The 13320-nt window shown below is 55.0% G+C and carries 12 protein-coding genes; 6 read left to right on the top strand and 6 right to left on the bottom strand.

What is annotated here, in order from left to right; all coding sequences use genetic code 11:
• Positions 1–759: 759 nt before the first annotated feature.
• Together GSQ86_RS09490 and GSQ86_RS09485 are read right to left on the bottom strand one after the other, a co-directional pair.
• Entirely contained in the window at positions 760–1380 is a 621-nt protein-coding gene (locus GSQ86_RS09490) for a hypothetical protein (protein ID WP_158749714.1), read from the bottom strand.
• 142 nt (positions 1381–1522) lie between these two features.
• Positions 1523–2020 (bottom strand): DinB family protein, encoded by a 498-nt coding sequence (locus tag GSQ86_RS09485; RefSeq protein WP_158749713.1) that lies wholly within the window; start codon positions 2018–2020, stop codon positions 1523–1525.
• A gap of 140 nt (positions 2021–2160) precedes the next feature.
• Here GSQ86_RS09485 and GSQ86_RS09480 point away from each other — a divergent pair, with 140 nt between their 5' ends.
• From GSQ86_RS09480 to GSQ86_RS09470, 3 genes are all read left to right on the top strand, one after another.
• The gene (locus GSQ86_RS09480) at positions 2161–3042 is read left to right on the top strand and encodes a class I SAM-dependent methyltransferase (RefSeq protein WP_158749712.1); all 882 of its coding nucleotides are present in this window, start codon (positions 2161–2163) and stop codon (positions 3040–3042) included.
• 104 nt (positions 3043–3146) lie between these two features.
• On the top strand, positions 3147–3797 hold the full coding sequence (locus GSQ86_RS09475; RefSeq protein WP_158749711.1) for a hypothetical protein: 651 nt from the start codon (positions 3147–3149) through the stop codon (positions 3795–3797).
• A 113-nt stretch (positions 3798–3910) separates the two neighbouring features.
• Positions 3911–4420 (top strand): hypothetical protein, encoded by a 510-nt coding sequence (locus GSQ86_RS09470; protein WP_158749710.1) that lies wholly within the window; start codon positions 3911–3913, stop codon positions 4418–4420.
• Positions 4421–5383: 963 nt separating this feature from the next.
• Here the strand turns inward: GSQ86_RS09470 and GSQ86_RS09465 are convergent.
• The 3 genes from GSQ86_RS09465 to lepB form a co-directional block, all read right to left on the bottom strand.
• Complete coding sequence (locus tag GSQ86_RS09465; RefSeq protein ID WP_254062271.1) at positions 5384–6229, bottom strand: metallophosphoesterase; 846 nt, start codon at positions 6227–6229, stop codon at positions 5384–5386.
• A gap of 148 nt (positions 6230–6377) precedes the next feature.
• Positions 6378–7112 (bottom strand): ion channel, encoded by a 735-nt coding sequence (locus GSQ86_RS09460; RefSeq protein WP_158749708.1) that lies wholly within the window; start codon positions 7110–7112, stop codon positions 6378–6380.
• Positions 7113–7179: 67 nt separating this feature from the next.
• Positions 7180–8004 (bottom strand): signal peptidase I, encoded by an 825-nt coding sequence (gene lepB, locus GSQ86_RS09455; protein WP_254062270.1) that lies wholly within the window; start codon positions 8002–8004, stop codon positions 7180–7182.
• A gap of 66 nt (positions 8005–8070) precedes the next feature.
• Here lepB and GSQ86_RS09450 point away from each other — a divergent pair, with 66 nt between their 5' ends.
• Positions 8071–9015 (top strand): S1/P1 nuclease, encoded by a 945-nt coding sequence (locus GSQ86_RS09450; RefSeq protein ID WP_158749707.1) that lies wholly within the window; start codon positions 8071–8073, stop codon positions 9013–9015.
• A 4-nt stretch (positions 9016–9019) separates the two neighbouring features.
• Here the strand turns inward: GSQ86_RS09450 and GSQ86_RS09445 are convergent, their stop codons facing one another.
• A complete protein-coding gene (locus GSQ86_RS09445; RefSeq protein WP_158749706.1) occupies positions 9020–9379 on the bottom strand; it encodes a hypothetical protein in 360 nt (119 codons plus the stop codon).
• 287 nt (positions 9380–9666) lie between these two features.
• On the opposite strand from GSQ86_RS09445, the gene GSQ86_RS09440 reads away from it, so the two are divergent.
• Both GSQ86_RS09440 and GSQ86_RS09435 read left to right on the top strand, forming a co-directional pair.
• Positions 9667–12063 (top strand): TonB-dependent siderophore receptor, encoded by a 2397-nt coding sequence (locus GSQ86_RS09440; protein ID WP_158749705.1) that lies wholly within the window; start codon positions 9667–9669, stop codon positions 12061–12063.
• Between the two features lie 2 nt (positions 12064–12065).
• Positions 12066–13196, top strand: a complete 1131-nt coding sequence (locus GSQ86_RS09435; protein WP_158749704.1) for a PepSY domain-containing protein — start codon at positions 12066–12068, stop codon at positions 13194–13196.
• Positions 13197–13320 lie beyond the last annotated feature (124 nt).

Genomic DNA, 13320 nt, shown 5'->3' with positions numbered 1-13320 from the left:
AGACCCGAAGGAAAACAGATGGTTGGATTCAGAAATTTCAACAATCCCTCGTGCATTGGTATCCCTCATTTTTTCAGGACATGGGCACCCATCAATCTTAACCGTGGGTGCCCCATGTCTCGCTTTTGAGACATGGGATCATCCCATCCCACATCTTTTCAAGATGTGGGGCACCCATGTGAGTTGTTACGTGACATTCCCGCCAGCGGCTCGCTCCCTCCGAGTAGCTGTCCATTCCGACTCAATCTCTACTGCTCCAACCTCTCCATCCAAGTGATGCCGGAAACTCGACCAGTGCCACTCATATGGTTTCTCCACCAACCCACGCTTCACCGGATTCCGATGCATATATCGCAGCTTCTCGATTCCAACGACTGCTCGAATAAATCCCGTGCCTCTTCTGTTCGCAAATAAGGCCGTCGGCCGTGACAACTGAACGTCACAAAATGCAGGTCTCCCGCTTCCTGATACCGAACCAGCCTCCTCGCCATGACGGTATCCTACAGCCCATCCCTTATATGAACGGAAAACCAAAGTACCTGGATACCGATTGCCACAATCTGCGAAGAAGAGCAAAGGTGGGAGAGCAATCCACTTAGCCCAGCATCAATCTTCGTTAGTCCGAAGCCAAAATAAATATCCACGTAAGCTATAAGGCAGAAGCCCCGGCCTTTAGGCCGGGAATAGAAACCCGGCTCGAAGAGCCGACCTCACGCAGCGACCTCACATCAACGAAGAGCTAACTCTGCCCATGAATCATCAAGGATGCGCGTGCCCCGGTCGTCCTAACGGCAAAGTTCCTATCGGGCTGGATAGGGAAAGACTGCGCAGGCGAAGGGCCGCCCCCAGCATGCAGATAGCGCTAAAACCAAAGTAGGCGCCGAGCCAAATGAAGTCTGCGTGTGACCCTGGTCCCAGCTTGATCCATTGAAATCCCAGAACATAAAAAGCCAAAGCAAAACCAACTGAGACCGCTCCGACCACGTCAAGTAGCCATCCGTTCATAACATGGCGCTCACGCCGCAGGGTTCGCGCAGCTGTAATTGCGAGAATACCGATGCTTATCGCAGCCAGCATGATCAGAAGCGCGATCGTAAGAAATTTCGTTTTGGTGCCAAAGACGCCGCTAAAGATTAGCCCCATCGCCCCCAGAGCAAGACCATGCAACACCAAAGGCCAGCATTTGCCTTGAGAGGATCGCCACACGCCGCCTGCGACTGCGCAAACGCCTGCCGCGACGGTGAGCTTGCCCATAAACGCAACCGCTGCGAACGAAACGAAACCCGTGCTTAACTTGCCTAAGTAAATAACTGAAATGATCGCGTCAAGGACGCCACACAAGGCTAGCAGCCACCAGTTCTTGATCAACGTCTGGGCCAAAATACACCTCCCATCTCGCGATACACGCCCTGCTCAATGGGCATCGAGGAGCTTCGGCCCAATCATACGCCGGAGAGCGGTAGATTGGCCGGCATCTCAGATGCTATGGATGGCGCGTGGTATATCGTTTTCTCTCAGGAAATCAATTCTTGCGCATCCACACGTCCCACGTAAGCGGCCCGACTTCCTGATCCACCATCGGAATTTCCGCCGCCTTGAGTGCCAGCTTGATCTGACCATGGTGGTAGCCCTCGTGCCAGATCATATGCTGTAGCAGAAGGATCGGGTGGTCGTAGTGAAGATTCATCTCCTGCCCCGTTTCCACCCGGCTCTTGACCGCCTCGCGCACCGCGTTGGCGCTCTCGTTCAGCATCTCAGCGATGCGGCCGGAATCGCGTTCGTCCACCCACTCGTTCTCGGGCAATTCTTTGGCGAACTCAGGTGCATCCTCGGAGAGAAACACCATTCGCACATAATGGATGTGCGTGAACAGCTCCGCAACCGAGGGGCTGTCCACCATCACCCTGGCCTCCAGTCCACCCACGGGCAGGGCGTGGAGCAGGTTGAGCAGGATGGTATTGTTCCGATCCCAGGAATCGAGCAGCGCTTCAAGCAGACTCTGGTCGGGTGTTTTCGACATCACAACCTCCATTCGCAGCCATCATAAACGCCGGCTGCTATCTCTCCTCCAGACATTCACTGAAGGCCCATTCTTACATCCGAAATCCCTGATATACCCTGAGATACAAGTAGTCCTTAAACGAACGGAGCTCCCAAAGATTGACAGATGCTTTAGAACGTCTCGTCGTGCAACTCGACAACGACGCGTCGCTTCTCGAACCGACTCAGCTCCGCCAGCGCCTCGAGACACTGGACATCCTCGACGCTCATTTCCCGGATATTCATCACTCGGAATCAGTCATCGAGCCGAAAACAGCTGCGCTCCATCGCCGGGCAAGCGCCATTCGCATCAGGCTCGAGTCCGCGAATCATGATCTCTACAAAGCCATTCGTAGTGAAATTCTGCGCGGCAGCCAGCCACACACTCTGCTTCGCTGGGCACGTTCATCCGTGGCGATGGAAGACGCAATTGAGCCGCTCAACGGAATCGGCTATGACTACCTCGACGAGCTGATCAGTGGAGTTTTTCAGTTCGAGGAGCCCAACGTCGCGCCAGTTCAACGTGATTCAGAGATAGTCTTTTATCAGCCCACCCCGGCGCGCCATATCTTCAGTCTCATCAGCCTCACCACGCTCAGCCCCGCCGATGTTCTCATCGACCTCGGCTCTGGACTGGGCCATGTGTCCTTGCTGGTATCGGTTTGTACTCTCGCTCGTTGCATCGGCATTGAGATAGAGGCAGCCTACGTCGAGCGCGCCCGACAATGTGCGCAGCAGTTGAATCTAAACCAGGCTACCTTCCTTCACCAGGATGTACGCGATGCTGATCTCTCCATCGGCACAATCTTCTATCTATACACGCCATTTACCGGATCCATTTTGCGCCAGGTGCTCAACCACCTCAGACGTGAAGCTGCGACACGTCCCATCCGAATCTGCACATATGGTCCCTGTACTTCTGTCATCGCTGAGGAATCCTGGCTTGAGGCCGCAGCAGCGCCCGCGACAAACCGGATAACACTCTTTCGTTCTCGCTCCTGACCCACCCTTATACCCGTCAGCGCCGGGTGCCCCCGGTTCGCGAAGCTAACCTGGGTTCTCAGCATTGCTCCCAGCGAACCAGCGATGCATGATGGAGACACACCATGAAGGACGCTCCGAAACACCTGGAACCTCGCTGGCCAGCCATGCTTGCTCTGTTTGCGGTAGGCGGATTGCGCCTCGCCCTGCCCGAATCCCTGTCTGTAGGCCCGGCGTGGCTGCTCATCGTCCTTGTCGCCGTGCTGATGATCCCCACGGTATGGGCGCGCTATCGCGGCATGGACAGCATAAACAGGATTCTGGGATACGTGCTGACCTCCATCGTGACGCTCGACATGGTCTGGTCGCTTTATCTGCTCATCGCCGCGCTGCCTTCTCATAAGGAAGCGCCGCCGGACCTGCTGCGTTCGGCAGCGGCGCTCTGGCTGGCGAACATCCTGGTCTTTGCCTCGTGGTATTGGCGGCTCGACGCTGGAGGACCGCGCGCCCGTGAGCTGCGCGGGGTCCATACCGATGGAGCTTTCCTCTTTCCACAAATGACGCTTAACCAGCAGGCCAAGCGCGAAATGGGTGAGCAATGCTGGAGTCCCGGCTTTGTCGATTATCTGTTTCTGGCCTTCAATACCAGCACCGCCTTCTCACCGACCGACTCGCCTGTTCTATCGCGGTGGGCCAAGCTGCTCATGATGGTGCAGGCGCTCATTTCATTCGCTACCGTCGCTCTGCTCGCGGCGCGAGCCGTGAATATTCTTTGAGAGAAGAGCATTCCCATCCAACCCTGCCCGAACGCAACAGACTCATACATGGCGATGCAGAGAACGTCTAAAATCTCTGCGTTGCGTCAAATTGGATGTTTGGAGGTTTTCTCTTGAAATCGTTCATTGGATCGCTGATCGTCGCCTCGCTTACCTTTCTCCCGGTCACTGCATCTGCCCAGGAGCACCCCCACGGCGACGCTCATCCCGCTCCCAGCCACGGCCCTGAGGAGTTTCACGGTACGCCAGACAACCAACATCCCCGTAACTTCGCCGACCAGCCCGGACACCCCAATGCCCCGCACGTCGACAACGATCACTGGGTAGGCCATGACACCGGCCACGACGATCCTCATTACCACATGGATCATCCGTGGGAGCATGGACACTTCAATGGCGGCTTCGGCCCCGAACACCGCTGGCATCTCGAAGGCGGCGGCCCATCACGATTCTGGTTTGGTGGTTACTACTTCAGCGTGGCGCCGTATGATCTCGGCTACGCCTCAGGCTGGCTGTGGAATTCCGATTACATCGTGCTCTACGAAGATCCCGACCATCCGGGTTGGTATCTCGCCTACAACACGCGCCTGGGAACTTATGTTCACGTCATGTATATGGGCTGAGGTCCATGCGAGTCCGCCGATTCTGGCGGACTCGCATCTGGCTTCACAAGTAACACGGCTTCTTTTACTTGGCTGGAGTAATCGTTGACGTCTTAGTTGTCACGCACGCCGGTGCTATTGCTGGCTCTGCCTTTACAGGCACAGCATCGCCTACTTCGTACGGTCGTTTTTGTTCGCGGTTCTCGCGTGATTTGGTGGACAAATGACGATGTACATCGGACTTCTTGATTAAGGTCATAAAAAGCTCCAATCGTTGACGGTGCCCCATGGATGGAATAGGAGTGAAAGTACAGCCCGTCTGGAGCGAGTTCAGATCTTGCCTGAGACGAGGAAGATGGCTGATCGAAATGTCAGCTCTCATCCGGCCGGCGGCCTAGGGAGCGAACCTCGGCCCGGAATAATATTCTTTCTGCACCAGCATCGGCCTTTCCCGTCGCAGGTAAGACACGTGTCCGTCTTCTGCGACAGAGAAGTCGAAGATCACATAGCAATCGCCGCATAACCAGAAATGCTGTATCTCAACATTGTCATCCACGTGTTTGATCGTGCGTATCACGCGTCCGTTATCGAGATAAAGGAGAGGCTTCCTGCAATCTGCGTTACTGCACTGCGAAATCATAATTTGCCTTGGCTCAGTTATTTTCCTTGTAGAGGCGATCGACCTGAAACAATATCAATCGGTACGATCGGGCCGCCGCCGGGTCGTGATCTGGCCTCCGTATCGCGAGGAATAGCGCCCACACTGCCGATTACCGGTTGCCGGCGAAATGCAAGTACGTTCTTTCCGGACTTGCTGACATGCTGTTTCCTGACGATTCCCATAAACACCACTCGTATGACTTGTTTGCTTGAAAGTTGCTCTCTGGTTGCAGCAATTCGAGCGGCTGGAGGCAGGGGAAATCTGAGCTACTACCTATAAGCATACGCTCAAAAAATCATATTTAGTACGTTCGAAGACTGGGTCTAAGTATTCTGAGGATCAATACTTTTGAATCCATACGTCTCATATCGAGTTGAAAGTTTTCCGCCTTTTACTTCAACCACGGTGAAGCCTTCCGGTGTGCCCATGCGCGTACCACGCCACCAGTTGCCGCTCACTGCCCCGCTCGTGATATAAGGCACACTTTTCCAGATTACCGTCTCGTTGATATGAGTGTGTCCCTGCAACACGCCAAGCACGTTGCGGCCTTCGAAAAGAGCGATCACTTCATAAGCATTGGCGACGCTTCCTCCGTGATGCTTCGGAGCGGTGGCGGGCACAGGCACATAGGAATCGAATGCTGTCACCAGCGGAATATGCACCGAGACAATGATCGGAGTCGCCGCTGGCAGCGCCTTCAGATCGGAGGCTAGCCATTGAAGCTGCGCTGCATCCACGCGGCCTTCATAGGCGCGGTCACTGGTGATTCCGATCGAATCGAGAACGATGAAGTGCACACCCTTGTGATTAAAAGAGTAGTAAGTCTTGCCGAAGCGGTCTTCAAATATCTTCTTGCCATAAAGCGAATCCGTCTCTGCAACACCGCTCGCCGGATAGACGCCCAGGCAATCGTGGTTGCCGATCGTGTGATAGAGCTTCACGCCGAGATCCTGCTCTGTTTTGCCATAGAGATCAAAGAGGCTCGTTGCCCGTTCGCGGCTTACAGCCAGCGAGTCGAAGACATGATCGCCTCCTTGAATCGCGAAGTCGCTCTTGATGTTTCGCGCCTTCTTGAAACACATGTCGCAGCCTTGTGCAGCATTCAACTCCGGTTGCAGATGCGTATCGGTCAGAAACAAAAAGGTGAAGTCAGCGGTCTTCTCTGCCATCGCTTCTCTTAAAAGCGACGAAGGGGCCAGGGACCCCAAACCAGCTGCGGCCGCCAATCCAAGAAATTTTCTGCGATTCAAAGAGGTCATTACTTCAGAATTTACTCCGCTCGCCCTGGCTGATTCATCAATATCCGTTGAACGAAACTCAGGATGTAATTTCCCCCGCCTGTTCCTCGACCTTCACCGCCGAACTCTTCGTGCTGTAGGCCGACAGCAACCGCGAGATCAGAACTGCAAGAAAGAGCACTCCAAGTAGCGTCTCGATGATGGTGAACAGCCGTGCTTCGCCGGAAACGGGCGTGATGCCAGCCGCCCCGAGTGATGTCATCGTGCCGAAACTGTAGTACACCGCATCGAGCCGATTGAGCACCTGATGATCGCTGACCACAGGATCCAGATAAAAAGCATGCGGCTCAAAATGGGTAAGCAACAGAAAGATGCTGGCGAAGCTGAAGCCAACGAAGAGATAGATGCACAGCGCTCCAAAGATAGACTCCGAGTCTGCATGTGTCTTGCTGAAGATCCGGCGGAAGATAACCACAACAATGAATATGTCGAAGGCCAAAGCAAGAAGTGAGTTCACCACGCCGATGGGACTCTTAGGATCAGCGACATAGACGGTGTGCTGAACGACGGAAGGCACAGCCAGCACCAGAGCGACGACCAGCAGAGACCGCCGCATACTAAGAGCGTAAACCGTAAAAAGAATGACCAGGCAGAACATCGCCCGATAGGAGTAATAACGGAAATTGCTGCCGAGCGAGTATGGATAATAGATCAACACGCACAGCATAAAAATGAACAGCCACATGAACTTGTTCTGATACCACACATGGCCGCCCTTGTAGGCCGCGCGAAGGAATCGGGCTTCTTTATCCATAGGCTCGCAAATACGCGCCCATGCTAGCACGATCGGAAAAGACGGTCAGTTTATTCTTTGGGGCGCATTACTGAATCCGGTGCAGCGTTCTACTCCATCGCGTCTTGTCGAAAAGGTGCAGCATCTCGTAAGCCATGGAAGTCACCTGCTCTGACAAAGCGGGCTTCAACTCATCGTTCTCCGCTGCCCCAAACGACCAGTACACAAACAGCGGCGATCCGATAATGTTCTCCCGCGGCACAAACCCCCAGAAGCGGCTGTCCATGCTGTGATCGCGATTGTCGCCCATCATGAAGTAGTGATCGGGAGGCACGACAACATCGCCGTTCTGCAGTGACTCCTGCAAAGTCAAAGTCCATGTCGCCTTTACATCGGGATGGCCATCTGGCGGCGCTGAGGGAAAGTCATCGACATAAGGATCGTAGAGGTCTGTGATTGGCTTTGCAGCGTAAGGCTCGCTCTGCGCCACACCATTCAGGCATACGACACCGTTGCGCAGGTGGATGCGATCCCCGGGAACGCCGACAACACGCTTGACCAGAAGAGTGTAGTCGCCGTCAGCCTCCACAACCGGCTTGTAAAATACGACCACGTCGCCCCGCTTTACCTCGCGATACGGCATTAGGGGCAACCGATGAGAGCCTGGCGCAAGCGATTCCCGATCCACCATGACATGGTCGCCGACCAGCAGAGTGCTGGCCATCGATGACGACGGAATCACGCAATTCTCGAAGATAAATGTCAGCGCAAAAAGACCAGTCACCAGAACGCTGCAAATCGATGCGAATCCTTCAAGCCGGGTCTCGTTCGGCTGCTTCTTCTTCATGGAAAGAATGATATCCGACGGCGCTTTACCTTCATCTATTTCCGATTCTGCGGAAGCGTTTTTCATCGCCGTCTCCCCATAAGAATGAGACAATGGCCGCTCAAATGGGCCTTCTGTGAAAGAGGTTCGACGATGAAGATCCAACTGCGCTCCTTGGCCGTATTGGCAATCTGCCTGCTCATCAGCATCCCTCCTGCAAATGCCTGGAATTCGATCGGCCACATGGCCGTGGCCTACGTGGCTTGGCAGCAGCTCACTCCGGCAACCCGGCAGCGCGCCATCACGCTGTTGAAGAAGAACCCCTTTTATAAGAAGAAATGGCTGACATACATTCCCAAGGGCACATCCGTCGACGACCAGAATCTCTATATTTTTATGATGGCGGCCACATGGCCCGACGAGATTAAAGCCAGCAATAGCGGCTATAAGCTCGACAGCGACACGCCCCCGAAAACCAGCGAAGCGACCAGGAATACCGGTTATGGCGATAAGTACATGCACAAGTACTGGCACTTCATCGACACGCCATTCAGCACGGACGGAACGCCGCTCCCGGCGATCCCCACACCGAATGCCGAGACCCAGATTGGTGTCTTCAGACAGGTGCTTAGCTCAAATGCAAGTGACTCGCTCAAGTCCTACGATCTTGTCTGGCTCATGCACCTGGTGGGCGACGTCCACCAGCCTCTCCACTGCGCAACTCGCGTGACCTCGGCAGATCACAATGGCGACGCCGGTGGCAATGACGTGAAACTTACGAATGCTCCCGGCGAATTGCACGCCTACTGGGACGACATTTTAGGAATGGGAACAACTCAGGACTATAAGATTGGGCTGACCGCAGCGCAATCGCTTCCCGCCGCCGGCTCAAACTCGAGCGATTCCAGTGAGGCGGACTGGGTGAGCGAAAGTTTCCATCTGGCGCAATCCAATGTCTATGTTGCACCTGTCGGCCCGGCTGCCGGCCCTTATACGACGGATGCGGCCTACCAATCAGCAACCCGTACTACTGCTCAACAGCAAATCGCGTTAGCCGGAGCACGTTTGGCCAATCTGCTGAATGCCGACTTGAAGTAATGTCCTAATTTGTCCCGGATGCACCAAAAGATCGCTCCAGAATTTCAAGAATCATCTGAGGCTCGTGGCTCGGAATGACGTAGTTCGCGCCCAGCGGGTCTTCATCAGGATGAGGGGACAACAGAATCACCGGCATATCTGGAGACTGCTCTTTAATTTCTCGGATGATTTTTTCAGCGCCCTCGCCATCCACGTGGCGATGCACGACAACTACATCGACATTCGGAAAGCGCTTAAGAAGTTCGACGCCGTAATCCCCGGAATACGCAGTTATGACGTTGTGTTTCGCCGTCTCAAGCACCAACTTGCGAGCGGAAAGTCCTTCCGGCTGCTCGACTTCGATCATCAGAACTATCAATTCCACGCTCAAGAAAAATTCTCCTGGTTATAAGATGCCGCAGACTCGCGGCGAAACCCGTCTCGCTGTCGGATTTCGCCCCTCGATCTTGATATAGGACTAAAAATGTCGTACTTTTAAGGAAGACGCATAAATTTCATCGAATATTCGATGGTCTGCAACAGAAAACCCCGTGACCAGTCTTTTGGCGAAGCGGATCGCGGGGCTCTCGTTTGACCGACAACCTGGCAGGCTGGCGATGTGCCTATAGCATAGGGCGCGCCGTCGGCTGCTTGCAAGAAAGGCATGACTGCATGGCTCGACCCTCTACCTCATTTCTGGTAGCTTTTTTTGGCTTAGGACTGTTTTTTTCGCCCGGGCATAAGGCTCTTGCCGACGATTCTCTACTTTTTGACAGCGAATGCCACGTGGACGCTTCCGCTCCCTCGCTTTCCTTCCGGTTGGCTATAACGGATAACTCTGGGGCCGCGATTCCCCAGGCTGCCATTGAATTGAGCTGCGGCTCTGCAACATTTTCCGCGCAGACAGGTGGCGATGGAGCGACAACGATTCGCCTTCATCCCGGGACTTACCATGCATCGGTACGCGCAGTGGGATTTTCTACCGTGGAGCGGCTGGTCACGGTTGATTCGGTGCAGAATGCGACAACAACAGTTGCATTGAACGTTGGCTCGGCGGCGGAGACAGTCAGCGTTACGGCTGATACGGGCTTTGTTCCCTACAGCAGCGATACGGGATCAAAAACCGATGCACGGTTGATTGAAGTGCCGCAATCGATTTCAGTGATCAATGAGCGAGAGCTGGAATCACGCAATGTGATTACCGTGAATGAGGCTCTGCGGTATACGCCCGGCGTGGAAGCCGATGAATACGGCGTGGAGCAACGCTACGATTGGATGAAGATTCGCGGCTTTACCTCCGACACCTACGGCGTCTTCCGCGACGGCATGCGCTGGAACTCTCTCGCCGGCAAGATGGACCCCTATGAGCTGGAGAGCATTGAGGTTCTGAAAGGACCCAGCTCCGTTCTCTATGGGCAGGCACCTCCAGGAGGGTTGGTGAACCTTGTCACCAAGCGTCCGACGTCCGAAGCGCACCGCGAGGTGGAAGCGCAGTTCGGCAGCTATGACCGGCGGCAGCTGCAGTTCGATTTCGGCGGTCCTATCGATGCGAATCAGGTATGGCGCTATCGTCTGCTTGGGTTGCTGCGCAACAGCGACACGCAGACCGATTACACGCCAGACAATCGTCGCCTGATCGCGCCGTCGCTCACCTGGCATACAAGCGAAAAGACCAACATCACCGCAATGGGCGACTGGCAACATGACAAGACGCGCTGGAGCCAATTCCTGCCGGCATCGGGCACGCTCTATAACAACAATCCGGACGGCATTATTCCTGTAAACACCTTCGTTGGCGAGCCCGGATGGGAGCATGTCTATCGCGATCAGGCGTCGCTCGGCTACTCTGCCGATCACGTCTTCGGCGATGGCTGGAATATTCATCAGAACTACCGTTACCAGCATGTGAACTTTGACGGCAGTACTGTATATGGCACCGGCTTTGTCGACGGCAGCAACGACATGCTGACACGGCTGGCGTACACGATGCCGAAGTGGGATGACATCAACACCATTGACACGCGCGCGGTACAGCGCTACTCGACTTTGAACTGGGAGCATACGATTCTGGCGGGCTACGACTTCGTTCACCTGAACGAGCGAATCAAAGGCGCGTATGGAGTTGTGGCTCCGATCAATGTGTATCAGCCGGTGTATGGAGCAGCCATTCCGGAACTGACTCCGGATACAAATACGAACGAACTTTCGCAACAACATGGCGTGTATCTGCAGGATCAGGTGAAGTACAAACGGCATCTGGTAATGACGCTTGGAGGACGTGAGGATTGGGCCATTGACGATCTCGATAATTTTCTCGTCTCGAATACGGACCACCAGAATGACTCGAAATTTACAGGGCGCGCAGGCGTGACCTACGTGACGGACATTGGAATCGCCCCGTATTACAGCTATTCGACTTCATTCCAGCCCACGACCGGCTCAACAACCTTCGATGGCAAGCTCTTTCTGCCGTCACTGGGAACCCAGCATGAAGCTGGCTTGAAGTTTCAGCCGCGGACGTGGAGCAGCTTTATTACGGCTTCGTATTTCAATATCGACCAGACCAACGTGTTGACGACGGATCCGGCGCATCCGCTGTACTCGGTGCAGACGGGCGAGGTTCGTTCGCGCGGCGCGGAGCTGGAAGGCGTGGCAAACCTCAGCCGTGGCTGGAATCTGCATGCCGGATACAGTCTTGTTTCGACCGCAATCACGAAGGCTTCGGCAGCGGATTCGGCTGAGCTTGGCAAGTGGTTTCCGCAGACGCCGCGCAACCAGACTTCGTTCCTCGCCGACTACACCGTGCCGGGCGGCAAGCTGAGCGGGCTGGGCGGAAACTTCGGTGTGCGTTTCGTTGGCGAGTCGGCGGCCGACACGCTGAATACGATCTTCATTCCCAACTACACCCTGCTGGATGGCGCGCTTCGCTTCAACTGGCGGTCAGCGTCGCTTGCAGTCAATGCGACAAACCTGACTGACAAACGCTACGTGGCTACCTGCACGGGGTTGGCGTATTGCGGCTACGGTTTTGCGCGGAATGTGATTGGGACAGTGAAGTACAACTTCTAATCATGTCGCTGGCTCGGAATTTCCTCCATCACCCGCGAAAACTATGGTTGCGCAGAGCGCTCTTCCAGGTACATCTCTGGGCGGGCGTCCTGCTGTCGCTGTACGTGATCGTGATCGGGCTTACCGGCTCGCTGCTGGTCTTCGAGGACGAATTCACAGAGATGGCTTCACCGCGCGTGGCGAATTACGATCCTGCGCATGTCGCCGGAATTCCAATTGTGCTCAAAACCGCGCAGGAAGCTCTTTCCACCAGCAAAGTCTTCTTCATCACGGTGCCGACAGCGAAAGAGCCGCTCTATCGTGTCTACATGCAGGACGCGGCAAAACATCGCACCATCCTCATCGCCGACCCTGCGACAGGTGCCGTCTTTCCGCGACACGGCAAACTCTGGATCGACTGGGTGCAGGACTTACACATTTACCTGCTGATGGGAGACTCGGGACTGATCGTGAACGGTATTGGCGCCACGGTTTTATTGCTGCTCGCAGCGTCGGGGCTGGTGCTGTGGTGGCCTGGCATCCGCATCTGGATGCGTGGGCTGAAGGTGAGTCTTCGGCACAACTGGCGGCGTATTAATTTTGATCTGCACAGCGCCGTCGGCATCTGGATGCTGGTGCTCATCAGCTGGTGGGCCATCTCAGGTGTGTATTTCACGTGGCCGTCGCAGGTGGCGCATGTGGTGCATACCTTCTCTGCCATTGAAGGTATGCGCGCGCCGATGCTGCCTGAGCAAAAGCCGGCTGAAGCTATGGCCCCCGTTGATCCGATGATTGAGAAGGCGCTTCAGCTTTCCGGGCGTGATTCTTTCAGCGGCATCGCTATACCTACAGACAAGACCGACAATGTGATCGTGTATGTGGACAGTCGCGCGCCGGGAGATTTTTCGCATCGGGACATTCACTACTTCAGCCAGTCGAGCGGCCAGTGGCTGGCGACGTGGCACTATGGGCAGAACCGCACCGTCGGCGACTGGATATTGTGGTCGATGCATCCGCTGCATTTCGGCACATTATGGGGATGGGGCCCGAAGGTGCTGTGGTTTTTGTTCGGGATGAGCCTCCCGGTGCTCAGCGTGACGGGATTGCTGATGTACTGGAACAGGTTTTTGTGGCAGCGAGTGAAGCGGGCTTAAGGATTGGGCTTTCTATCAGCATTCAACCGCCGTCATTTTGGCGACCGAAGGATCTACTTTCTTGTGATCTCCAATAGGGCAATGACTCGGAAAGAAAAGACAGGATCTTTCGCTATCAAGGGTA

It is taken from the genome of Acidobacterium sp. S8 (assembly GCF_009765985.1).
Classification (GTDB): Bacteria; Acidobacteriota; Terriglobia; order Terriglobales; family Acidobacteriaceae; genus Alloacidobacterium.
Note: the sequence above shows the minus strand (reverse complement) of the source record. Positions and strands in the feature narration are given on the sequence as shown.